This window comes from Halolamina sediminis (assembly GCF_001282785.1).
Classification (GTDB): domain Archaea; phylum Halobacteriota; class Halobacteria; order Halobacteriales; family Haloferacaceae; genus Halolamina; species Halolamina sediminis.
In genome coordinates this window covers 917951-939488 of sequence record NZ_CVUA01000001.1, presented here as the reverse complement: position 1 = coordinate 939488, position 21538 = coordinate 917951, and the positions used below count along the sequence as shown (strand labels likewise).

Sequence of the window (21538 nt, the reverse complement as noted above, 5' to 3'; positions counted from 1 at the left end):
ACGGATCACGGCAAACCACCGCCAATGAGCGAGAGCGAGCAGCGGGGCCTCGGCGAGTTCGAGGCCCCCGACGAGGGCCGACCGGACGAGGAGGCGGCCGTCGTCGCCGGGGACGCCGGACAGACAGTCAGCGAGGTAGTCGACGCCGCGGACCTGAAGTTCCCCGACAGCGAGGGCGTCGTCGAACTGAAAGTCTCGCAGGTGGACTACACCATCGAGGGCTCGGGGCCAGAGGAGTATCCCGTCGTCCACGTGTTCGGCCGGACCGCCGATAACGAGCCCGAACACGTCCGCGTGCTCGGAGTGGAGCCGTACTTCTACGTCCCGACGGAGAACGTCGAAGATCGGGCGCTGACCGAAGAGTACGATCCGATCCTCGACACCCGCGAGGAGGACCCCAGCGGCGAGCGCTTCGAGTCGATCCGTGGGCGCCCGCTGACGAAGGTGATCGGCCGCACGCCCCGGGATGTGGGGCAGATGCGCGACGACTTCGAGGAGCACTACGAGGCCGACATCCTGTTCCCCAACCGCTTTTTGATCGACAAGGACGTGAGCGCCGGGCTGCAGGTGCCCGAGCGACGGCTGGACGACGGCCGGATTCAGGTGCGCTACGACGACGAAGAGCTAGTCGCCGTCGACGCGCCGACCGACGCGGACCTCCGGGTGAACACGTTCGACATCGAGGTCGACGACCGCTCCGGCTTCCCCGAGGACGGCGAAGAGCCGATCGTCTGTCTCACCTCTCACGACTCCTACGACGACGAGTACGTCGTCTGGCTGTTCGACGCGCCAGACGCCGAGGTGGACGCCCCCGAAGTGCTCGACGAGTACGAGCAGATCGCCGATTCCGGCAGCGTCGACGTGCGCGTGTTCGACGAGGAGCCCGCGATGCTCGACGCGTTCGTCGAGTACATCGAGGAGACGAACCCGGACGTGCTCACCGGCTGGAACTTCGAGGACTTCGACATGCCCTACGTGCTGGATCGGCTGGAGATGGTCGACCCCAGCACCGAGTACGATCTGGACATCGATCGGCTCTCCCGGGTGGACGAGGTGTGGCGCTCGGACTGGGGCGGTCCGGACGTGAAGGGCCGAGTCGTGTTCGACCTGCTGTACGGCTACAAGCAGATCGTCATCAAGGAACTGGAGTCGTTCCGCCTCGACGCCATCGGCGAGCGCGAACTCGACGTTGGCAAGGAGCACTACTCCGGCGATATCGGCGACCTCTGGGAGCAGGACCCCGAACAGCTGCTGGAGTACAACCTCCGGGACGTGGAACTCTGCGTCGAGATCGACCGCAAGCAGTCCGTGATCGCGTTCTGGGACGAGGTGCGATCGTTCGTCGGCTGTAAGCTGGAGGACGCGCCGACCGCGGGCGACGCCGTCGACATGTACGTGCTGCACAAGGCCTACGGCGAGTTCGGGCTGCCGTCGAAGGGCCAGCAGGAGGCCGCCGAGGAGTTCGAAGGTGGGGCGGTGTTCGAGCCGATTTCGGGCGTGAAGGAGAACGTCACGGTGCTCGACCTGAAGTGTTTCAGCGGCGACACCGACGTACTGACGCCTGAAGGACCGCGAAACATTCAGGAACTGAGCGTCGACGACGAGATTTACACGCTGAACCCCGACACGTTCGAGTGCGAGGTGAAGCCGGTCGCGGAGACGCACAGCTACGAGAACTCTTTCGGGGAGTTGCACCACCTGAGCGGCAACACGCATGACTTCAAGATAACCGAGAACCACCGGTTCCTCGCCTCGAAGAAGCGCGGCTGGGACCAACAGGACCCGGACGACTTCGAGTTCGCCGAGTACCGTAAGTTCACCAACACCGAGCGGTTCGCCTTCCCGAACCACCAGCCGATGGACGGTCGCACACCGTCGACGTTCGACCTCATCGACGAGGTTGACGGGGGGAACGTCGTCGTCTACTCCGACGACGACCTCAGTATCTTCCGAGCAGCGATGCCCGACGCAGTCCAGACGGAGCTAGATCTCGCGTACGGAAGTTCCGAGGCGATGGGCCTACAACAGAAAGTCGGGAAGTACCTGCTCCCGCTCGAGCGCTATCGAGAGCATCAGGAGGTCGTCAACGAGCACGCCGCCGACATCTTCCTCAAGTTCGATCGAGGACACCGAGAGACGCCCGTCTCCTTCGAGATGTCGAACTGGCTGGAACTACTTGGCTGGTACGTAACCGAGGGCAGTCTCGACCGAGCAGCCGGTCGGTTCACCCTCCATCAGAACGACGACAACGGTCGGGAACGAATTCAGGCGCTCCTCGACGAGATGGAGATCAACTACAACGTCGACGAACGGGGAGTCAACGTCTCCAACGTCTACCTCCTCGAGTGGTTGAGCGAACACTGTGGGGAGGGGTACGCCGACAAGCAGCTACCAGAATGGGTGTTCGATCTCGACGGCGAGCTCCTCCGAAGGCTGCTCGATACGCTCGTCGCCGGCGACGGCAGTACCACCGACTCCGGACTCCAAAAGTTCTGGACAAAGAGTGATCACCTGAAGGAGGCCGTCGTCGACATCGCGGTTCGGTGTGGTGAGAAGCCGACGGTCACGAAGCAGAACGACGGAACGTGGTACGTCTCCATCGGCAAGCAGGGGTCCTTCCAGAAGTCCACGAACGCGGCGGTCGAGTCCCACGATGGGGACGTGTACTGCGTCACCGCCGAGGACAACCACGTCGTGCTCGCGGGACGGAACGGTCACTACCAGTGGGTCGGGCAGTCACTCTACCCGATGTCGATGGCGACGATCAACTCCTCGCCGGAGACGAAGGTCGACCCCGACGAGTTCGACGGCGAGACCTACCGCGCACCGGATGGCACCCACTTCCGGAAGGAGCCCGACGGCATCATGCGCGAGATGATCGACGAGCTCCTCACCGAGCGCGAGGAGAAGAAGACACTGCGCGACCAGCACGAGCCCGATTCCGAGGCGTACGAGCGCTACGACCGGCAGCAGGGTGGGGTGAAGGTGATCATGAACTGCTTCACGCCCGACACCGACGTGCTGACGCCCGAGGGCGTCCGGAACATCCGCGACCTCGAAGTCGGCGACGAGGTGTACTCGCTGGACCCCGACACCGAGGAAATGGAGATCAAGCCGGTCGAGGATACCCACTCCTACCCCGACTACGAGGGCGAGTTGGTCGACATCGAGACGAGCAAGATCGACTTCAGCGTCACGCCGAACCACCGGATGCTCGTCCGGAAGAACGAGACAAACGGTATCACCGAGGACGGCTTCAGCTTCGTCGAGGCGGGGGATCTCGACCGGGCAACGAACTACGAACTCCCCCACGGCTGGTCGACCGAGCACGGCGACGACCTCGACACCGTCGATCTCGTGGACTACCTCGAAGGGAAGTACGAGGTCTGGGTCCGACCGGAGGTCCACGGCCACACGTTCGCCGCGGAGCTTGGCTACTACCCGGAGACGGTGCTGAAGAACGACGCCGGCGAGGAGGGGTACGTGTTCGACGCCGAGGAGTACGAGGAACACCGCGAGTACATCGAGTCCGTCTGCGAGCGAACCTTCGTCCACCGCGAGTCCGGCCGGAAGTGGATCCCGCGAACGTTCGACGGCGACGACTTCCTCGACCTGTTGGCGTGGTACATCACCGAGGGCAACGTCTACACGTCCGAGGAGAAGGAGTTCGACGGAAAGCTCCGTGGCTCGGCGACGACGGTCAAGATCGCCCAGCAGCCGGCAGTCACCGACGGCGGGGACGGCGACCACGCCGTCATCGGCGACCTGCTCGACCGGATGGGGTTCGACTACTACGCCGACGAGAACGGCTACCAGTTCACATCCCGCCTGCTGGGCGAGACGCTCGAACGGCTCTGTGGCGGCGACAGCTTCGAAAAACGGATCCCGGAGTTCGTGTTCGACCTCAGCGAGCGCCAGAAGCGGCGGTTCCTCGACACGCTGGTCGATGGCGACGGTGACCGGCAGCCGAACTCCTGGCGCTACACCACGTCCAGCGAACGGCTCCGCGACGACGTGCTCCGCCTCTGTACCCACCTCGGGCTGACCGCGAACTACGGGAAAAACGGCGGGTCGTGGCGGATCTACGTCGACGAGGGCGCGAAGAACACGCTCCGGATGCACCGGAGTGGGTCGACGAGTACGGCCGACGACGGCGTCTACTGCGTGACCGTCGCGGACAATCACAGCCTGTTGGCCGGGCGGAACGGGACGTTCCAGTTCGTCGGGCAGTCGCTGTACGGCGTGTCGGGGTGGGATCGCTTCCGGCTCTACGACACCGAGGGGGCCGCCGCCGTGACGGCGACGGGGCGGGAGGTGATCGAGTTCACCGAGACCGCCGCCGAGGAGATCGGACACGAAGTGGCATATGGCGACACCGACTCGGTTATGTTGTCCCTTGGAGAACAGATTTCCAAAGACGACGCCATCGACCAGTCCTTCGCCATCGAGGAGCACATCAACGAGCGCTACGACGACTTCGCCCGCGAGGAGCTCGACGCCGACTCCCACCGCTTCGAGATCGAGTTCGAGAAGCTCTACCGGCGGTTCTTCCAGGCCGGCAAGAAGAAGCGCTACGCCGGCCACATCGTCTGGAAGGAGGGGAAGGACGTCGACGACATCGACATCACGGGGTTCGAGTACAAGCGCTCGGACATCGCCCCCGTCACCAAGCGCGTCCAGAAGGAGGTGATCGACATGATCGTCCGCGGCGGCGAACTCGACGACGTGAAGGAGTATCTCCACGACGAGATCACCACCTTCGAGGAGGGTGAGGCCGACTTAGACGAGGTCGGAATCCCCGGCGGAATCGGGAAGCGGTTGGACGCTTACGACACCGACACCGCCCAAGTTCGCGGGGCGAAGTACGCGAACCTCCTGCTCGGGACCAACTTCCAGCGCGGCTCCAAGCCCAAGCGGCTCTACCTGAAGAAGGTCCACCCCGAGTTCTGGCGGCGCATGGAGAACGAGCAGGGGTTCGACCCCCAGACCGACCCGCTCTACCGCGAGTTCAAGCGCGACCCCGACGTGATCTGTTACGAGTACGCCGAGGAGGTGCCCGAGGAGTTCGAGGTCGACTGGCCGAAGATGCTGGACAAGACGCTGAAGGGGCCGATCGAGCGCGTGATCGAGGCGCTGGGGCTCTCCTGGGACGAGGTCAAATCCGGACAGGAACAGACCGGGCTCGGGCAGTGGGGCTGAGCCTGCAATCGAGTTGACCGCTGGGGAAGTTCGGACGCTTTTTCCCCGATGGCGCGGAACGCCGCCACATGTCTCGCTCCGTCGGCGTGGTGGTCCCCGCCTACCGGCCGGACGTGGACCGCCTCGCGCGCTACGTGCGCGACCTCGACGAGCGGCTCGACCCCACCGCGCTGCGTATCGAACTCGACGACCCTGCACCGGGCGACCCGGAGTCGCTGGCCGACCTCCCGGCGACGGTGCACGTCGCCGACCGCCGGCGCGGGAAGGGCGCCGCGATCACCGAGGGGTTCGACGCGCTCGACACCGACGTACTGGCGTTTGCCGACGCCGACGGCTCGACGCCCGCCGACTCCGTTGCAGCCGTCATCGATCCCGTCGCCTCGGGGGAGTTCGACCTCGCGGCGGGCTCGCGGCGCCACCCCGACGCGACGGTGCAGTCCCACCAGAAGACCTTGCGGCGCTTCCTCGGCGACGCGTTCGCGTGGCTGGCCCGCCAGCTGCTCGATCCGAACCTCTACGACTACCAGTGTGGCGCGAAGGCCGTGTCGGCGAACTTCTGGTCGCGGCTGCGGCGCCACCTCACCGAGTCCGGGTTCGCGTGGGACATCGAACTGCTCGCGATCGCGGGCGCGCTCGGGGGGCGGATCGCCGAGGTGCCGGTGGTGTGGGAGGATCAGCCCGAGTCGACGGTCGACCCCGTCAGCGACACGCTCTCGATGTTCACCGGGCTGTTGACCGCGCGCCACCGCGCGAAGGCAGTTCGGGGGGATCGACTCCACGAGCTGCTGGCGGCACGGATCGACCGACCTCTGTTGATCGAGCGGGGTGGGCAGTGAGAGGGATCCCGGACGAGCTGCTGGTGCCGGGGCGGTTCGGCCAGTTCGTCTCGGTCGGCGCCGTCGGCGCCGTATTCGACCTCACGACCAGTTCGGTGCTGACCGCCGGGCTGGGCGTCCCGCCGGAGATCGCGAAGCTGGTCGGCGCCGAAGTGGCGATCCTCGTGATGTTCGTCGTCAACGAGCGCTGGACGTTCGCCGGCCACGGCGACGAGGGCGTCGGCGCGACCCTCCGCCGGCTGTTGAAGTCGAACCTCGTGCGTAGCGGCGGCGTCGCCGTGCAGGTCGGCATCGTCGCGGGGCTGACGCGCCTACCCATCGCGCTCTCGGCGTTCGGCGTCGATCTCTGGGAGCTGGCGACGTTTCCGATCGCGATCGGCTGTTCGCTGCTGTTGAACTACGTACTCGAGAGCCTGTTCACCTGGCGCGTCACCGCCGACTGAGTGTGGGAGGAAACCGCGTGACGACGACCGAATCAGAACCCTTAACCGTCGAAGCCGATTTGTGATAGGTAGCGGGATGGGATAGCCAGGAGATTCCGCCGGGCTCATAACCCGGAGATCGGTAGTTCAAATCTACCTCCCGCTATATTCTCCTGCCGGCCAACGACAAACGGCGAGCTACGAGTCTGGTCGGTGGGGATATAGCGCCTGTCGGTACTTGCGAAACTGGGGATCACGAACGGTGAGTCCATCGCCGACCCCGGACCCAAACACCCTTCGTCGCCGACCGAGTACGCCGGGGAAATGAGTGGGGAACGCATCGCCGACACCGACGCTGTTCCGGCGGAGAGTAGCCTCCTGTTCACCGTCGAGGATCGTGAGAGCGGCGAGGAGCGCGAGGCCGTGCTCGTCGACACCGACGACGGGATCAGGGCGTGGTTCAACTACTGCCAGCACTGGCGGGACGTGAACCTCGACACCGGCGACGGCGCGGTGATCCGCGACGGCGAACTGGTCTGTAAGCGCCACGGCGCCACGTTCGAGTGCGACAGCGGCGAGTGCACGTTCGGTCCCTGTGAGGGCGCGGTTCTCGACGAACTCGCGGTCCGGCGCGCCGACGGCGGCGTGTTCGTGGACGACGACAGCTACGCGTTCGTCCGACTCGGCGAGGCCGAAAGCGACGAGGACGACGGGCCCCAGTCGACGGAGTCACGGATCGGCTTCTGAGTCAGCGAAGGACGGATTCATACCGCCGGGGGCCCTCGTCTGGACAATGAGCGAAGAGGACGGCGACCTGTACGACGACGGGCTCCCCGAGGGCGAGACGCCAGACGAGGACGGGCTGGTACTCAAGTTCATCGTCGGCGCGGTGCTGCTGATCCTGCTGTACGCGGTCGCGACGATCCTGCTGGCCGCGGCCTAGTAGAACGCCTCCTCGACGCGCTCGCGGTAGCGCCGGGCGAGCAGTTCCGTCACCGGCCCGCCGCCGACGCTCGCGCCGTCGACGCTCTCGACGGGACGGATCTCCCACGTCGAGTTGGTGCAGAACAGTTCCTCCGCGCTGCGGAGCGCGTCCGGGCCGATGGTCACCTCCCTGACGGGGATCCCTTCCTCCTCGGCGATATCCATCACCGTCGCCCGGGTGATGCCGGGCAGCACCGGCCCCGAGAGCGCCGGCGTGAGCAGGCCGTCGCCGTCAACCGCGAACACGTTGCTCGTCGCGCCCTCGGCGACGTGGCCCGCCGCGTCGAGCATCACCGCCTCGTCGGCGTCGGTGCCGCGGAGTTCGAGGCGGGCGAGAATCCCGTTCAGGTAGTTGTGGGTCTTCGCCCGCGCGGGCACGGCGGCGTCCGGGATTCGCTGGGTGGAGACGGTCCGAAGCGTCGCCGAGCCGTCCCAGACGGACTCGCCGTCGAGCCCGCCACGTGGGAGCGGCTTGACGACGATCACGACCGTCGGATCGGCCTCGAGGTCGGGGTCGAGCTTCCCCGGTTGGACGCCCCGCGAGATCGAGAGCCGGACGTACGCGTCGTCGAGGTCGTTGGCGTCGAGGGCCGCCCGGATACGGCCGTAAAGCTCGTCGCGAGATAGCCCGTGGTCGATCGCGAGCAGGTCGCAGGTCTCCGCGAGCCGGTCGGCGTGGGCGTTCCAGCCGAACACGTCGCCCCCGTAGGCCCGCAGCGTCTCGAAGGCGGCGTCGCCGTACTGGAACCCGCGATCCTCGACGGAGACGGTCGCTGCGTCGGCCGGGCGGAGGTCGCCGTCGACGTGGTACAGCAAGTTCGCGTCACCGTCGCTGTCGTCGGTCATCGGTACCACTCTCGGGAGAGCCGCAGGAAGTTTCGGATCATGGTTTTGCCGTGGTCGGTCAGGATGCTCTCGGGGTGGAACTGCACGCCGACGTGGGGTTTCTCGCGGTGGCGCACCGCCATCACCACGTCCTCGTCGTCGGTGGTCGCCGTCTCCGCCAGCCCGTCGGGGATCGCGTCGCGGTCGACCGCCAGCGAGTGGTAGCGGCCGACCCGGATCCCCTGCGGGAGCCCGTCGAACACGCCCTCGCCGTCGTGGCTGATCTGGGAGGGCTTGCCGTGGACGACCGCGTCGGCGTGGCCCACGGGCGCGCCGTTGTGCGCACAGAGCGCCTGGTGGCCGAGACAGACGCCCAGCGTCGGGTAGTCGAGGTCGAACACGTCCATCGAGACGCCCGCCGCCGCGGGCGTGCCGGGACCCGGCGAGACGACGATCCCGTCGGGGTCGAGCTCGCGGATTCCCCGGCGGTCGATCGCGTCGTTGCGCCGGACCGTCACCTCGCCGTCGCGCTGTTGAACCGCCTCGCCGAGGTACTGCACGAGGTTGTAGACGAACGAGTCGTAGTTGTCGATCACGAGGATCTCGGGGGCGCTCATCGCTCGGCCTCCCCGCCGTCGGCAGTGGTTTCCTCCCGCTCGGAACCCTCCGCCACGTCGAGGTGGCCCCGATCGAGCGCGTCGTCGATCGCGTCGAGCAGCCCGCGGGCTTTTGCGAGCGTCTCGTCGTACTCGGCGTCGGGATCGGAATCGTGGACGATACCCGCGCCGACGCTGAGGTGGTACTCGTCGGCGTGACGGACCAGCGTCCGGATCACGATGTTGAGCGTCGCACGACCGTCGAAGCCGAAGATCCCGACGCTGCCGGTGTAGGGGCCCCGACGGCGGTCTTCGAGCTCGTCGATGATCTCCATCGTCCGGGGTTTGGGCGCGCCGGTGATGGTGCCGCCGGGGAACGTCGCCGCGACGGCGTCGGTCAGCGTGCCGTCCTCGCGGAGCCGCCCCTCGATCAGCGAGACGAGGTGCATCACCGCCGAGTAGCGGTCGACGCGGCGGTACTCCGTCACCTCGACGCTGCCATACTCGCTGACCTTCCCGAGGTCGTTGCGTTCGAGGTCGACCAGCATCGCGTGCTCGGCGCGCTCCTTCTCGTCGGTTCGGAGGTCGTCCGCGAGTGCGGCGTCTTCCTCGTCAGTGTCGCCACGAGGGCGCGTGCCGGCGATGGGTTCGGTCAGCAGACGGTCGCCGTCGCGCTCGAGCAGGAGTTCGGGGCTCGCGCTGACGAGGTCGACGCCACGGAACTCCAACAGCCCGGAGTAGGGCGCAGGGTTGACCGCCCGCAGCGCGTTGTACGCCTCGACGGGGTGGACGGCTGCGGGCGCTTCGAGGCGCTGGGAGACGTTCGCCTGGAACGTGTCCCCCTCGCGGATGTACGCCTTCGCGCGGCGGACGCGCTCGCAGAACTGCTCGCGCCCGCAGGTGCTCTCGAACGCCGCCGCCTCGGCGTCGGCGGGCGGGGGGCCGACCGCGGAGTCGCCGATGTGTGCCCGGCGACCCAGCGACGCAGCTTTCGTCAGTGCGCGGTCGTAGCAGGCGTCGAGCGTCGCGTCGTCGGCCTCGGCGGGCACGCGAGGGCAGGCGGTGATCCGCAGCGTCACCTCGTCGCCGCGTGGCTCCTCCCACGCCGCGAGACAGTCGTACACGCCGATCTGGAGCGTCGGCAGCTCGCGGTCGTCGGGGTCGCCGTCGCCGAAGGACTCCAGTTCCCGAGCGATGTCGTAGGAGAGCCAGCCGATCGCGCCACACGGGTAGGGCACGTCGCAGTCGCCGCGAACGAGCGCCTCGCCGTCGAGCAGTCCCGATAGCGCCGCGAGCGTTTCGGACTGCTTCTGCCCGAACCGGCGGTCGCCCGCCTCTCCACCTAAGCCCTCGGCCAGCACCGACCCCTCGGAGACAGTGAGAAACTCCGCGGGCTCGACGCCGAAGTAGCCCCAGCCTTCCTGCCCGCCCGACGTTTCGAGGAACACCCCGCCGCGCTCCTTCCGGGCGCGGCGGTAGGCGTCGAACGGGTCGTCGACGACGGTCCGGATTTCGACGGGCACCCGAGCGCCCGCCGGGGCCTCGCCGGCCACGGCGTGGAACTGCTCGGGCTCGGTGATCACCGTCGTCTCGGTCATGCGTCGGGAAACGGCGCCGATCCGCTAAAAACGGGGGGGTTCGGTCACTCGTACTCGTTCGCGCGGTCGATCCACTTCTGGACCGTCCCCTCCGGCGCCGTCGTCCGCTCGGCGACTTCCTCGGCGTCGGCGCCCCGGAGGTCGGCGACCGTCACGATGTCGATTTCGGCCAGTCGCTCGGAGTACGCCGGGCCGATCCCCTTGATCTCGTCGACCGAGGGGGCGTCGTCGGCTGCCTCGGCTTCCTCCTCGACGTCCGCGCCCGTCTCGTCGACGTCGGTGGTCTCGTCCTCGGCACCCGGGCCGGCCGCCTCCGCCGGTTCGGCGCGTCCGGCGGGCTCGTCCTGTGCGATCTCCTCGTCGACCAACGACTCCGTCGACGCGTCCGCGTCGGTGTCGGCGGCGACGGGCTCGTCGTCCGGTTCGGCCTCGTCGATCGCCTCGTCGACGCTCTCGACCTCGTCGCCGTCGTCGGCAGTCGTGTCGCTCGATTCGTCGGTGCCCTTCGCCGCCGCCTCGGTCTCGGCGTCGGCGTCGGAGCGATCCTGCACCGTCACGTCGCGCTCGGACCGACCGTCGCCCTCGTCGGCACCCAGCCCGAGGAGCCGTTTGATCTTCCGGAGTACCATGCTGTGGGCGAAAATGACCCGCGGTGGTAAAAAGCCAGCGTCGCCCTCGGCCGGTTCACCCCGGCAAACGCCCCGTCGAGCCGAAACGAGCCTCAGAGGCGATCCCGGAGCGCCTCGTTCATCGCCGCCACCGGCGCGTCGACCCCGGTCCACCGCTCGAACGCGGCGACGCCTTGGTACAGCAGCATCCACGCACCGTCGACGGTCCCGGCGCCCGCAGCGGCGGCGTCCCGCAGGAGCTTGGTCCGGAGCGGAGAGTACACCGCGTCGAGGACCGCCAGATCCTCGTGAAGGACGTGCGCGGGCACGGGCGACGAGTCGAGGTCGTCCATTCCGACACTGGTCGCGTTGACGAGGATATCGGCCTCGGGGACGCGTTCGTCGAGTGCCGCAAGCCCGCCGGCGTCGACGCCGAGTTCCGCGAAGTCGGCCGCGAGCGCCTCGGCACGCTCGACCGTTCGGTTGGCGACGAACGTGTCGGCGCCAGCGTCGGCCAGCGCGTAGGTAGCTGCCCGCCCCGCGCCGCCCGCCCCGACGACGACCGCTGACTGCCCCTCGATTTCGACGTCGTGGTGCGCGAACGCGCGGACGACGCCCTCGACGTCGGTGTTGTGCCCCTCGGGAGCGCCCTCGCCCCCGAACGTGATCGTGTTCACGGCGCCGACCGCCTCGGCGGTCGGGGTCGGCTCGACGTGGGGGAGTACGTCCCGCTTGAACGGGACCGTGACGTTGAGCCCGGCGATACCGATCGCGTCGGCGCCGGTGACGGCCTCGTCGATCCGATCGGGGTCCGGTTCGAGCGTGACGTACCGCGCGTCCAGCGAGCGCGCCTCGTAGCCGGCCTCGTGCATCGGCGGCGAGAGCGAGTGTTCGACCGGCCGCCCGATCAGCCCGTAGACGTCCATGGTCGCCGTGGGCGAGCCCGGGAGAAAAAGCCCGCGCCCGCGGCGGGCCCGGAGCCGACGGCTACTTTGCCGGCGCGGTCGGACGCCGAGTCGATGACTATCGGGATCGTGGTGTCACGGGCCGACACCGCCTCGCTCCACATCGGGGAGCAGCTGCTCGCGCAGGGGGACTGGACCAAACACGAGGACGATGAGCGACCGGACGCCGAGGGCGGCGGGACGTACTACCGGGACGGGCCGTTCGAACTCCGGGAGTTCGACGAGCTCCACATCGAACTCGACGACCCCGCGCCGGCGTTCAGCGAGGAGCCCCGCCTGCTGGTGTTCGTCTCCCGGCACTCCGGCGAGACGGGCGCGCTGCTGACGGGGCACTTCACGGGGAACTTCGGCGAGGCGGAGTACGGCGGGGAAGACGGCGACCTTGCTGCAGCCGCACCGAGCGCACTCTCGGCGTACGTCGAGGCGCTCGCCGCTCACGCGCCGGAGGGGTACGACGTGGCGATCGAGGGGACCCACCACGGGCCGACCGCGATCGACACACCGTCGATGTTCGCGGAGCTCGGGAGCGACGAGGAGCAGTGGGACGACCCCGAGGGCGCCCGCGCGGTCGCGCAGGCGGTGCTCTCGCTGCGCGGGGTGGCGGCCCACCGCGACCGCCAGATCGTCGGGATCGGCGGCGGCCACTACGCCCCGCGGTTCGGCCGCGTGCTTCGCGAGACGCCGTGGGCGGTCGGCCACATCGCCAGCGACTGGCAACTGGAGGAACTGGGCCACCCGCGGGACGAGGACGCCCGGGCGGTGCTCGAGGCGGCGTTCGAGCGCAGCGGCGCCACCCACGCACTGTTCGACGGCGACCAGCCCGAGGTCGCCGACGCGATCGAGGATCTCGGCTACCGGATCGTGAGCGAGACGTGGGTCCGGACCGTCGACGACCGCCCGCTGGCGCTGGCCCGGGCGCTGGAGTCCTCGGTCGCGACCGTCGACGAGGGGCTCCGGTTCGGCGCCCACGTCCCCGACGATCCGGAGGACTGGGAGAAGGTGAGCCTCCCCGACGAGCTGCTCGCGACGGCCCAGAACGTCGACGGCGAGGCGACGCGTGACGCGGTCCGGGAGTCGACCGTCGCGTTCGACACGATCGAGAGCGGGACCCGGGCAAACGGCGAGGCAGCGGTGCCCAACGCCGACGCGTACGACGAACTGATCGACGACCTCGCGGCGATCCTGCGGGCGGAGTACGAGGAGGTAGCCGTCGACGACGACGCCGTCGTCGCGCGGGAGGAGGCGTTCGACCCCGAGAAAGCGCAGAAACTGGGCGTGCCGGAAGGCCCGAAGATGGGGATGCTGTCGAGCGGCGAGTCCGTCGAGGTCAGCGACGAGGTGATCCCCCCGTCGGCGGTGCTGAGTCAGCGTGAGAAGGAGTTCCCGATCTGAACGGTGTCGGTGGTGGCGAGAATCGCCGGAGAGGGAGAAAGGTCAATAGGCTCCGCCCAATACTCAGGGTCAAATGGACTCTATCGTAGAGGAGGCAATCGACGAGGCCGAAGGCGAGGGCGGCGAGGGGCCCGACGCCGCGGCCGAGGAGGAGACCAGCCCGGAGACCGACGAGACGCCGTCGTCCGGGAAGATGACCGACGAGCAGCTCCAGGACGTTCTGCAGGACCTCAAGACCAACATCACCGTGGTCGGCTGTGGCGGCGCCGGCGGCAACACCGTCAACCGCATGCACGAGGAGGGGATCCACGGCGCGAAGCTGGTCGCCGCGAACACTGACGTCCAGCATCTCGTCTCTATCGAGGCCGACACGAAGATCCTGATGGGCAAGGAGAAAACGCAGGGTCGCGGCGCGGGCTCGCTCCCGCAGGTCGGCGAGGAGGCCGCCATCGAGTCCCAGGAGGAGATCAAGGAGTCGATCGCCGGCTCGGACATGGTGTTCGTCACCGCCGGGCTCGGCGGCGGCACCGGGACGGGTTCGGCGCCCGTCGTCGCCAAGGCCGCACAGGCCGCCGGCGCGCTGACGATCTCGATCGTCACCACCCCCTTCACCGCGGAGGGTGAGGTCCGGCGCACCAACGCCGAGGCCGGCCTCGAACGGCTGCGCGACGTCTCCGACACCGTGATCGTCGTGCCGAACGACCGCCTCCTCGACGCGGTGGGCAAACTGCCCGTCAAGCAGGCGTTCAAGGTGTCCGACGAGGTGCTGATGCGCTCGGTCAAGGGGATCACCGAGCTCATCACCAAGCCCGGGCTGGTGAACCTCGACTTCGCCGACGTTCGCACCGTGATGGAGAAAGGCGGCGTCGCGATGATCGGGCTCGGCGAGTCCGATACCGACGACAAGGCCGAGGACTCGGTGCAGTCCGCCTTGCGGTCGCCGCTGTTGGACGTGGACATCTCCGGCGCCAACTCGGCGCTGGTCAACGTCACCGGTGGGTCGGACATGTCCATCGGCGAGGCCGAGGGCGTCGTCGAGGAGATCTACGACCGCATCGACCCCGACGCCCGCATCATCTGGGGCACCTCCGTCGACGAGGAGATCGAGGGCCGGATGCGCACGATGATCGTCGTGACCGGGGTGGAGTCCCCCCAGATCTACGGCGGCGGCGAGGCCGCCCAGCGCGGCCCCTCCCCCGACCAGATTCAGGACGTGAACTGACGGCGTCGCCTCGTTTTTCGGTCGCCGTCGCCGGCCGTACCGGCGTTTCCCCCGGCGAAGGCGTATTCAATAGATAGAAAAGGCGCCGGGCTGAACCACACGACAAGATGGACGTCAAATACGACCTCTCGGAGTACGTGCGCGTGCTCAAGCTCGCGAGCACTCCCGAGTGGGAGGAGTTCTCGATGGTCGCCAAGATCTCCGGCGCCGGCATCTTCCTGATCGGCTTCCTCGGGTTCCTGATGTTCGCGATCATGAGCTTCGTGCCGGGCGCGGTCCCGGGTGGTGCGTAGATGCCGATCTACGCCGTCAAGACCACCGCGAGCCAGGAGGAGACCGTCGCGGACATGATCGCCTCGAAGGAGATGCCCGAGATCCACGCCGTGCTGGCGCCGGACTCGCTGACCTCCTACGTGATGGTCGAGGCCGAGGACGACTCGATCATCGAGCGCGTGCTCGACGAGATCCCCCACGCCAACGGGATCGTGCCGGGCACGTCGTCGATGACCGAGGTCGAGCATTTCCTCTCGCCGACCCCCGACGTGGAGGGAATCGCCGAGGGCGACATCGTCGAACTGATCGCCGGCCCGTTCAAGGGCGAGAAGGCGCAGGTCCAGCGCATCGACGAGGGGAAGGATCAGGTGACGGTCGAGCTGTACGAGGCGACGGTCCCGATCCCGGTCACGGTCCGCGGGGATCAGATCCGCGTGCTGGACTCCGAGGAACGGTAGTTCCTCGTGCAGACACACGGCGCGCGGCGCCGTGTGTCGGACTCCGAGATCTACTAACTCCGACTCTCCTGTGTGAAGCCGTTAGCTGCGTCTCGGTCCTTCGAGAGGTGGAACGCGAGATCGCTCGGGTCGGTCGGCCCAACTCGTGTCAGAAGGACTTTGCTACCGCCCCGTCTCTCCAGTCACAGGAATGAGGAGCAAAGCGGAGGACGAGGAGATCGAACGGGCTATGCAGTATCTGGTGCACGCCTTCGAGTCATCGGGTGACAACCCGAAGCCAGTGATACTCCACAGCACGAGGGTGGGGATGGATCTCTACGACAGGGGGTACGAGGAGCACGTCGTCGTCGCGGGCTTCCTCCACGACCTGCTCGAAGATACGGACGTAACCGCCGACGAGATCCGTTCGACGTTCGGCGAGACCGTCGCGGAGATCGTGGAGGCCGCCAGCTTCGACGAGAGCATCGACGACTATCTGGAGCGGTGCTACGATATCTACGAGCGGTGTTTCGAGTCGGGGAGGGGCGCGGTGGCAGTCAAAGCCGCGGACCTCCTCGACAACAGTGATTACTACCACTTGGGCGAGTCCGAGGAGCTGCGAGCGGACCAGATCGAGAAGATGCGATACTTCATAGATCGGTCCGAGCCGTACATCGGCGAGGACGGGATACATCGGGAGCTCGAGGAGAAGCTCCCGGTCGTGAAGGAACGGATCGAGAGCCGCGAACGCTGATCTCCGATCGCAGGATCACGGAACTGCTCTCCCCTGCCCGCGCCCGCTACCCCGAGTTGCCGTTGAGCTCGTCGACGACGCGCTGGAGGTCTGCGTTCTCCTCGATGGTCTCCTTGATTCCCTCGCGGACGCGTACGTCGCTCCCGTCGGCGTCGTAGGCGCGGACGTACTCCGCGCGGGTGTGTTCGTCGAACGCGTGGCGGATCGCGAAGTACCCCTCGGGGACGATGGTGCCACACACCTTACACTCGTGACGCTGGTGTTCGGTCGTCTGGTGGACGATCACGGCCTCGGGACCGTCGAACTCGCGGCCACAGCCGGCGATCCCGCAGTTCCAGCGGCTCATACGCGCTCCATCGGAGTGGGTGCATCAAAAGGGTTCTCCCCGACGCCCGGCATCGAACACGGAGGCTATTTGGGGAACGACCGACTGCGGTGGAACGTGACTACGGCGCCGACGCGGGTCGACATGCACGTCAAGATGCTCGACGGGCGGGTCGTCGAGCGGGCGAAAGCCCGGGGGATCGACGTGCTCGTGTACGCACCCCACTTCACGCGACTGCCGGAGATCCGCGAGCAGGCCGAGCGACACAGCGACGACGAGCTGCTGGTCGTGCCGGGGCGGGAGATTTTCACGGGCAACTGGCAGAACCGCCGCCACCTGCTCGCGGTGGGGCTCTCCGATCCGGTGCCGGACTTCATCTCTTTCGAGGGCGCGCTCTCGGAGCTCGCCGACCAGGGCGCCGCGCTCTGTGTCCCCCACCCGACGCTGCTGAACGTCAGCCTCGGCCGGCCGGAGATCCGTGCCTACGCCGACCACATCGACGCCGTCGAGAGCTACAACGCCAAATCGCTCCCTCACGTCAACGAACGGGCCAAACGCGTCGCCGAGGAGACCGGACTGTCCACGTTCGGCTCGTCGTACGCCCACCTCCGGGGCACCGTCGGCGAGGCGTGGACCGAGTTCGACACTGCCATCGAGAGTGAGGCTGACCTCGTCGAAGCGTTGGTCTCCAGCGTCGACCGACAGGTCGTCCACCGCTCGGGGCCGCGGCATCGCTTCTGGAACCTCGCAGAGTTCGCCCACCTGGGCTACGAGAACTCGTGGGGGAAGATCGACCGCCTGTTCCTCTCCGGCACCGAGCCCACTCACCCCGACCACATCGCGTACGACGGGCGGTTCGACGACGTCTCGGTCTACTGACCGCCGATCATCCCGAGCCCGCTGAGCTCCAGTCCGGGCGGGAGATACTGGGGCAGCAGGTGGACGAACGCCGCGAACACGGCGACCTCGAGCAGCGTGACGACGATCGTGACCACGTCGGCGTACTTGCTGGTCGTCGTCACGCCCGTCGGCGAGCCGAACTCCTCGCTCCAGAACGGGTAGAACAGCGCGATCCCCCGCCTGCTCCCCAGCATGTCGAGCACGTAGTGACTCAGGATCCCCGCCCAGACGAAGTTGAGGTTACCGAAGAAGTAGGGATACGCCAGCGCGATCCCGAGGATCGGGAGGTTGTGCAGCGTCTTGCGGTGTTTGCCGAACGCGGTGTCGACGTCCGGGAACAGCGCACCCAACACCAGCGGGAGCGACACCTCCGCGATCGCGACGAACGTCGACACGTCGCCCGACGGTTCGAGGACGTACCCGACGCCGATCGCCAGCAGGACGGCGTTGAGCACGTGACCCTTCTTGTCCATACTCGTGTGCGTGGTCGGCACCCCGCAAAGCGTTTCGGTCGGCCCACAGCCCCCGTTGGCGGGCGGCGATGGATCAGAAGTCGGCGATCCGTTCGCTGTGGTACGCGAGGTGCTCGGGATCGAGGTCGTGGTCGGCGTCGACGGTCAGGACGGTTCCGTCGACCTCGTCGTCGAAGGCGTGCTCGACGACGAGCGACTCGGGGTCGACCCGGACACGGCCGTAGTCGAAGTCCGCGTGGTGGTTCGGGCAGAGCACGAGGAGGTTCGCCGCGCTGTCGGGGCCGCGGTGGGGCGCCCCCAGCGGTTTGACGTGGTGGGCCTCCGCGTACGCGCTCCCGTCGCGGCTCTCGCGACGGTCGCCACAGAGCTGACACCGGTGGTCGTACAGCTCCTTCGTCATCTCGGAGAGCTTCGTATCGCGGATCGTCCGCGTCGTGGCGTACTCGGTCCGCTCGGGCGGCTCGGCGTCGGCCGACCGAACGCTCCCCGTCGCCGACAGCTCCAGCGCGTCACGGAGCCGCTGTTCGGCGGCCTCGGAGACCCCGTGGTCGAGCAGCGCGTTCACGTACGCCGCGCGGTCGTCGCCCCGCATCGCGATCGCCGTTCCGGTCAGTTTCGAGTGGTGGAACGGGAACGAGCCGCCGAAATCCTCGCGCATCGGCGGTTCGACGGTCAGTTCGGGCGCCCCTCGACAGTGGAGAAACCACTCGTACTCCCGCATCTCGCCGTCGTGATCGCGCCACACGTCCGGAACCGCGGCCTGATTCTCGACGCGGCGTGCCTCCTCGAACGTCCAGATGCCCGAGACGCCGACGCCGCCGGTCTGCCGGACGACGAACAGGTCCTCGCCCGGCGTGAGGTCGCGCGGATCCGGGGCGCGACCGCCCGACGGGATGCCATGCCACGGGTGGCCGAGGTGTCGCTCGGGGTGGTGTGTGGGGTCCTGTGGCCCGTCGCGACAGCGCGCCCAGTGGGCGGGGAGCGTGTTGAGCACCCAGAGTCGCATGTGGTTGGGACAGACCCGACGAGGTAATCAGCGTTCCGACAGGTCCCGAGCGTCCTCCAGCAACAGCGCCAGCGCCTTTCGGGCGATCTGCTCTTTGATCTCGGTCCGGCCGCCGTCGAACACGTGCCGGGAGACCTCGGTGTCGGAGCCGCCGGTGCCCCAGTCGGCGGCGTACGAGCGACCGATGAACACCGTCCCGACGGGCTTCTCCTTGCTCCCGCCCTCGGGGCCGGCGATCCCGGTGGTCGAGAGCCCGAACGTCGTTCCCGCGGTGTCGCGCACGCCCGCGGCCATCTGCTCGGCGACGGGCGCCGAGACGGCGCCGTGGTCGTCGAGGCTCTCCCGGGAAACGGCCAACTCCTGGAGTTTGGCGTCGTAGGAGTAGGTCACGACCGAGCGATCGAAGTAGTCCGAGGAGCCCGGTACGTCGGTCAGCAGCGAGCCGATCAGTCCCCCCGTACAGGACTCGGCGACGGCGACTGTGGCGTCTATCTCCCGCAGCGCGTCGCCGATGCGTTCCTCGACCGGCGGGTCGACAGCGTACTCACGCATGCCCGACGCTGGGGCCGCCGGGAGGAAATAGGCGGCGGGGGTCCCGATTCCATCGACGGCGCGGGATCAGAGCAGATCGTCGAGTTCGTCGTTCTGGAACGTCTCGGCGGCGTCGCGCTTGCGCTGGCCCTCGGTTCGGTCGTGGGAGTCGGCCTGCGCGTCGGCGGCGCGATCCATGAACTCCTGGACGCGGTCGGAGCGCTCGACGCCGCTCATCAGGACGAGCGACGAGATCCGGCCGGTGTCGAGCGGGAAGTCGCCACCGCGGACCTCCATGCTGCCGGTCTCCTCCTCCACCCACGAGCGGGCACGTTCGACGCCCTTTCGTGAGAGCGAATCGGGCTGACCGGCGACGACCAGCAGTGCGGCGTCGGCCTCGCTCGCCCCCGGCAGGCTCGTGCCGCTGAGCAGCGCCTTCCGGGTCGTGCTCGTGACGACGTTGACGTTCTCGTCGGGGTCCTCGCTGGCCTCGGACTCGGCGTATCCCACTGCCGCGAGCCCGCCCGAGCGGAGGGTGTTGATCACCTCGCTGGTGTCGACGACGCTCTGGGCCACGTCGCGGTCGAGCCCGCCGCCGCCCAGTCCGAGCGAGCGGTCCTCGACGGGCTCGCCCGCGGCGAGTAGGAGGCCGATCCGGCGGGCGATGTTCTCGTTGATCGCCGCCATCCCCTCGGCGACGCTGTCGCCCGTCTCGCGCCAGGCGTCGTTGTCTATCAGGATCGTCGCGTCGGCCTCGCGGGCGAGCGTCTTGAGCGATCGGCCCGCGTTGGCCTGATAGAGCGACCCCTCGTCGCGGCCGGGGAGGATACCGATCGCGTAGACGGGCGTGTCGTACACCCGGCTCAGCTCCTTCGCGAGCACTGGCGCGCCGCCGGAGCCAGTGCCGCCGCCGAGCCCCGCGATCACGAAGATCGCCTCGGTCTCGGAGCCGATCTTCCCGCTCAGCTCGCTCATCACCTCCTCGGCGTCGTTCGCCATCACCTCCGCACCGAGTTCGTTGTCGCCGCCGACGCCGTGGCCCTTCACCACGTCCTGCCCGACCAACACCGTGTCCAGCGGGATGTCACGGAGGTCCGTTTTCGCGCTGTTGACGGCGATGGCGTCCCGCACCGCGTGGAACCCCATCTCGTCGTCGAACTCGGCCAGCGCTGTCGCCACCTTCCCGCCCGCCTGACCGACGCCAACGAGGACCGTCTTCATAGGTTCCCGTTTGCTCCGATCCGCCTTAAGATTCCCCCGCGATCCGCCCCGACACTTATCACCGATTGGGCGACCACCTCGCCCATGCCCGACAGCGACGAGACGCTGGAACGACGGCTCGCGGCCGTCGAACGCGCACTCGACGGGGAACAGCGTGATCCGGCGCGGAGCAACAGCGAGGACGACGCGATCGAGTCCCGTATCGAGACGCTCGAATCCAGAGTCGACGAGCTCGAGGCCGCGGTACAGTCGGTCAGGGGGTTCCTCGGCGGCGTCTCCGCGGTGAACGAGTCGGTCGAGCAGCGTGCCGACGCCGCCGTCGCGGCGGTCGAACGCCTGGAACGACGCCTCGACGGAAGCGAGGACGCGGACGACGCTCTCGACGCCCGAGGAGGTAGTGAGGACTCAGGCGGGATACCGCCGACAGTCGGCGACGGGAGTAACGCCGAGGCTCACAGCAATACCGAGAACGGGAGTAGCAGCGACGAATCTACCGAGTCGGGGCTGCGCGAGCGCCTCCGGGAGCTCCGGTGATCCGGGCGCTGCTCGCGGTCTCGCTCGCGGCCGCGCTGCTCGCCGTATCGCTGCCAGCAGTCGAGGCGGCGGCGGCGGACCGAACGGCCGCGGCGCTCGACCGCGACGTGAACCGACTTGAACGGGCGGGGGAGTCGCTGCTCGCCGCCGACGATCCCGGTGCACGACGGGTACTCACGGTCACGCTCCCCGCGAACTCGTTGGTGGCGGTCGGCGTGGAGCGGTTCGTCGTCGACTGCGACCCCGCGTGTGGAGTCCGGTACAGCCTCCGGAACGGCGCGACCCGAACGCGACGGCTTTCACTCCCGCTCGTAACCCCGGACGGCCCCGTTCGGTTCGGGACGCCCGGGGATCACCGACTGCGGCTCGGCCTCGCTCGCGGCGACGGCGGCCGGGTCGTCACGGTTCGGGGCTGACCAACGCCGGGACCGCAGCGA

The 21538-nt window shown here is 68.0% G+C and carries 23 protein-coding genes and 1 tRNA gene; 14 read left to right on the top strand and 10 right to left on the bottom strand.

The annotated features are described in order from the left end of the window. The first annotated feature begins 24 nt into the window (after positions 1-24). The 6 genes from BN1959_RS04775 to BN1959_RS14660 all read left to right on the top strand — a co-directional run bounded on the left by BN1959_RS04775 (position 25) and on the right by BN1959_RS14660 (position 7400). On the top strand, positions 25-5199 hold the full coding sequence (locus tag BN1959_RS04775) for a DNA polymerase domain-containing protein (RefSeq protein WP_053947563.1): 5175 nt from the start codon (positions 25-27) through the stop codon (positions 5197-5199). A 68-nt stretch (positions 5200-5267) separates the two neighbouring features. Further along, complete coding sequence (locus tag BN1959_RS04770) at positions 5268-6035, top strand: glycosyltransferase (RefSeq protein WP_053947562.1); 768 nt, start codon at positions 5268-5270, stop codon at positions 6033-6035. Beyond that, a complete protein-coding gene (locus BN1959_RS04765) occupies positions 6032-6478 on the top strand; it encodes a GtrA family protein (RefSeq protein ID WP_394325236.1) in 447 nt (148 codons plus the stop codon). The genes BN1959_RS04770 and BN1959_RS04765 overlap by 4 nt, the downstream gene beginning before the upstream one ends. A gap of 70 nt (positions 6479-6548) precedes the next feature. Further along, positions 6549-6623, top strand: a tRNA-Met gene (locus BN1959_RS04760). Positions 6624-6781: 158 nt separating this feature from the next. Further along, on the top strand, positions 6782-7204 hold the full coding sequence (locus BN1959_RS04755) for a Rieske (2Fe-2S) protein (RefSeq protein WP_053947561.1): 423 nt from the start codon (positions 6782-6784) through the stop codon (positions 7202-7204). Between the two features lie 46 nt (positions 7205-7250). Further along, positions 7251-7400 (top strand): hypothetical protein, encoded by a 150-nt coding sequence (locus BN1959_RS14660; RefSeq protein WP_154018221.1) that lies wholly within the window; start codon positions 7251-7253, stop codon positions 7398-7400. On the opposite strand, the gene BN1959_RS04750 is transcribed toward BN1959_RS14660, so the two are convergent. From BN1959_RS04750 to BN1959_RS04730, 5 genes are all read right to left on the bottom strand, one after another. After that, a complete protein-coding gene (locus tag BN1959_RS04750; protein WP_053947560.1) occupies positions 7397-8287 on the bottom strand; it encodes an aminotransferase class IV in 891 nt (296 codons plus the stop codon). The two genes, BN1959_RS14660 and BN1959_RS04750, sit on opposite strands and share 4 nt — an antisense overlap. Next, on the bottom strand, positions 8284-8883 hold the full coding sequence (locus BN1959_RS04745) for an anthranilate synthase component II (RefSeq protein WP_053947559.1): 600 nt from the start codon (positions 8881-8883) through the stop codon (positions 8284-8286). The genes BN1959_RS04750 and BN1959_RS04745 overlap by 4 nt, the downstream gene beginning before the upstream one ends. Then, complete coding sequence (gene pabB, locus BN1959_RS04740) at positions 8880-10460, bottom strand: aminodeoxychorismate synthase, component I (RefSeq protein WP_053947558.1); 1581 nt, start codon at positions 10458-10460, stop codon at positions 8880-8882. The genes BN1959_RS04745 and pabB overlap by 4 nt, the downstream gene beginning before the upstream one ends. A gap of 44 nt (positions 10461-10504) precedes the next feature. After that, complete coding sequence (locus tag BN1959_RS04735) at positions 10505-11089, bottom strand: helix-hairpin-helix domain-containing protein (protein ID WP_053947557.1); 585 nt, start codon at positions 11087-11089, stop codon at positions 10505-10507. Positions 11090-11181: 92 nt separating this feature from the next. After that, on the bottom strand, positions 11182-11994 hold the full coding sequence (locus tag BN1959_RS04730; protein ID WP_053947556.1) for a shikimate dehydrogenase: 813 nt from the start codon (positions 11992-11994) through the stop codon (positions 11182-11184). A gap of 93 nt (positions 11995-12087) precedes the next feature. Between BN1959_RS04730 and BN1959_RS04725 the strand changes: the two genes are divergently transcribed. The 5 genes from BN1959_RS04725 to BN1959_RS04705 all read left to right on the top strand — a co-directional run bounded on the left by BN1959_RS04725 (position 12088) and on the right by BN1959_RS04705 (position 16111). Continuing rightward, positions 12088-13425 carry a D-aminoacyl-tRNA deacylase gene (locus BN1959_RS04725; RefSeq protein ID WP_053947555.1) on the top strand — a complete coding sequence of 446 codons (1338 nt, stop codon included), beginning with the start codon at positions 12088-12090 and terminating at the stop codon, positions 13423-13425. Positions 13426-13498: 73 nt separating this feature from the next. Next, on the top strand, positions 13499-14647 hold the full coding sequence (gene ftsZ, locus BN1959_RS04720; RefSeq protein WP_053947554.1) for a cell division protein FtsZ: 1149 nt from the start codon (positions 13499-13501) through the stop codon (positions 14645-14647). A 107-nt stretch (positions 14648-14754) separates the two neighbouring features. Then, positions 14755-14940 (top strand): protein translocase SEC61 complex subunit gamma, encoded by a 186-nt coding sequence (locus BN1959_RS04715; protein ID WP_053947553.1) that lies wholly within the window; start codon positions 14755-14757, stop codon positions 14938-14940. After that, positions 14941-15378 carry a transcription elongation factor Spt5 gene (locus BN1959_RS04710; RefSeq protein WP_049980982.1) on the top strand — a complete coding sequence of 146 codons (438 nt, stop codon included), beginning with the start codon at positions 14941-14943 and terminating at the stop codon, positions 15376-15378. Positions 15379-15568: 190 nt separating this feature from the next. Then, entirely contained in the window at positions 15569-16111 is a 543-nt protein-coding gene (locus BN1959_RS04705) for an HD domain-containing protein (RefSeq protein WP_053947552.1), read from the top strand. A 46-nt stretch (positions 16112-16157) separates the two neighbouring features. On the opposite strand, the gene BN1959_RS04700 is transcribed toward BN1959_RS04705, so the two are convergent. Continuing rightward, positions 16158-16457 (bottom strand): DUF7565 family protein, encoded by a 300-nt coding sequence (locus BN1959_RS04700; RefSeq protein ID WP_053947551.1) that lies wholly within the window; start codon positions 16455-16457, stop codon positions 16158-16160. Positions 16458-16580: 123 nt separating this feature from the next. On the opposite strand from BN1959_RS04700, the gene BN1959_RS04695 reads away from it, so the two are divergent. Next, a complete protein-coding gene (locus BN1959_RS04695; RefSeq protein ID WP_053949315.1) occupies positions 16581-17315 on the top strand; it encodes a PHP-associated domain-containing protein in 735 nt (244 codons plus the stop codon). On the opposite strand, the gene BN1959_RS04690 is transcribed toward BN1959_RS04695, so the two are convergent. The 4 genes from BN1959_RS04690 to BN1959_RS04675 all read right to left on the bottom strand — a co-directional run bounded on the left by BN1959_RS04690 (position 17309) and on the right by BN1959_RS04675 (position 20567). Continuing rightward, on the bottom strand, positions 17309-17809 hold the full coding sequence (locus BN1959_RS04690; RefSeq protein WP_053947550.1) for a metal-dependent hydrolase: 501 nt from the start codon (positions 17807-17809) through the stop codon (positions 17309-17311). The genes BN1959_RS04695 and BN1959_RS04690 overlap by 7 nt on opposite strands. Before the next feature lie 73 nt (positions 17810-17882). Further along, complete coding sequence (locus tag BN1959_RS14990; protein ID WP_053947549.1) at positions 17883-18815, bottom strand: HNH endonuclease; 933 nt, start codon at positions 18813-18815, stop codon at positions 17883-17885. A gap of 27 nt (positions 18816-18842) precedes the next feature. Continuing rightward, a complete protein-coding gene (locus BN1959_RS04680) occupies positions 18843-19367 on the bottom strand; it encodes a CinA family protein (protein ID WP_053947548.1) in 525 nt (174 codons plus the stop codon). A 66-nt stretch (positions 19368-19433) separates the two neighbouring features. Then, a complete protein-coding gene (locus BN1959_RS04675) occupies positions 19434-20567 on the bottom strand; it encodes a tubulin/FtsZ family protein (RefSeq protein WP_053947547.1) in 1134 nt (377 codons plus the stop codon). Positions 20568-20651: 84 nt separating this feature from the next. Between BN1959_RS04675 and BN1959_RS04670 the strand changes: the two genes are divergently transcribed. Together BN1959_RS04670 and BN1959_RS04665 are read left to right on the top strand one after the other, a co-directional pair. After that, complete coding sequence (locus BN1959_RS04670) at positions 20652-21101, top strand: DUF7310 family coiled-coil domain-containing protein (protein WP_053947546.1); 450 nt, start codon at positions 20652-20654, stop codon at positions 21099-21101. Further along, positions 21098-21517, top strand: coding sequence for a DUF7311 family protein (locus tag BN1959_RS04665; RefSeq protein WP_053947545.1), 420 nt, complete (start codon positions 21098-21100; stop codon positions 21515-21517). The genes BN1959_RS04670 and BN1959_RS04665 overlap by 4 nt, the downstream gene beginning before the upstream one ends. The last annotated feature ends 21 nt before the right edge of the window (positions 21518-21538 follow it).

Bases quoted from the DNA above. Each gene is read 5' to 3' on its own strand.
- BN1959_RS04715 (WP_053947553.1), top strand. From the start codon at position 14,755: ATGGACGTCAAATACGACCTCTCGGAGTACGTGCGCGTGCTCAAGCTC.
- ftsZ (WP_053947554.1), top strand. From the start codon at position 13,499: ATGGACTCTATCGTAGAGGAGGCAATCGACGAGGCCGAAGGCGAGGGC.
- BN1959_RS04735 (WP_053947557.1), bottom strand. From the start codon at position 11,089: ATGGTACTCCGGAAGATCAAACGGCTCCTCGGGCTGGGTGCCGACGAG.
- BN1959_RS04680 (WP_053947548.1), bottom strand. From the start codon at position 19,367: ATGCGTGAGTACGCTGTCGACCCGCCGGTCGAGGAACGCATCGGCGAC.
- BN1959_RS04675 (WP_053947547.1), bottom strand. From the start codon at position 20,567: ATGAAGACGGTCCTCGTTGGCGTCGGTCAGGCGGGCGGGAAGGTGGCG.
- BN1959_RS04725 (WP_053947555.1), top strand. From the start codon at position 12,088: ATGACTATCGGGATCGTGGTGTCACGGGCCGACACCGCCTCGCTCCAC.
- BN1959_RS14660 (WP_154018221.1), top strand. From the start codon at position 7,251: ATGAGCGAAGAGGACGGCGACCTGTACGACGACGGGCTCCCCGAGGGC.
- BN1959_RS04770 (WP_053947562.1), top strand. From the start codon at position 5,268: ATGTCTCGCTCCGTCGGCGTGGTGGTCCCCGCCTACCGGCCGGACGTG.
- BN1959_RS04690 (WP_053947550.1), bottom strand. From the start codon at position 17,809: ATGGACAAGAAGGGTCACGTGCTCAACGCCGTCCTGCTGGCGATCGGC.
- BN1959_RS04745 (WP_053947559.1), bottom strand. From the start codon at position 8,883: ATGAGCGCCCCCGAGATCCTCGTGATCGACAACTACGACTCGTTCGTC.
- BN1959_RS04755 (WP_053947561.1), top strand. From the start codon at position 6,782: ATGAGTGGGGAACGCATCGCCGACACCGACGCTGTTCCGGCGGAGAGT.
- BN1959_RS04705 (WP_053947552.1), top strand. From the start codon at position 15,569: ATGAGGAGCAAAGCGGAGGACGAGGAGATCGAACGGGCTATGCAGTAT.
- BN1959_RS04670 (WP_053947546.1), top strand. From the start codon at position 20,652: ATGCCCGACAGCGACGAGACGCTGGAACGACGGCTCGCGGCCGTCGAA.
- BN1959_RS14990 (WP_053947549.1), bottom strand. From the start codon at position 18,815: ATGCGACTCTGGGTGCTCAACACGCTCCCCGCCCACTGGGCGCGCTGT.
- BN1959_RS04750 (WP_053947560.1), bottom strand. From the start codon at position 8,287: ATGACCGACGACAGCGACGGTGACGCGAACTTGCTGTACCACGTCGAC.
- pabB (WP_053947558.1), bottom strand. From the start codon at position 10,460: ATGACCGAGACGACGGTGATCACCGAGCCCGAGCAGTTCCACGCCGTG.
- BN1959_RS04730 (WP_053947556.1), bottom strand. From the start codon at position 11,994: ATGGACGTCTACGGGCTGATCGGGCGGCCGGTCGAACACTCGCTCTCG.
- BN1959_RS04710 (WP_049980982.1), top strand. From the start codon at position 14,941: ATGCCGATCTACGCCGTCAAGACCACCGCGAGCCAGGAGGAGACCGTC.
- BN1959_RS04775 (WP_053947563.1), top strand. From the start codon at position 25: ATGAGCGAGAGCGAGCAGCGGGGCCTCGGCGAGTTCGAGGCCCCCGAC.
- BN1959_RS04695 (WP_053949315.1), top strand. From the start codon at position 16,581: ATGCACGTCAAGATGCTCGACGGGCGGGTCGTCGAGCGGGCGAAAGCC.
- BN1959_RS04700 (WP_053947551.1), bottom strand. From the start codon at position 16,457: ATGAGCCGCTGGAACTGCGGGATCGCCGGCTGTGGCCGCGAGTTCGAC.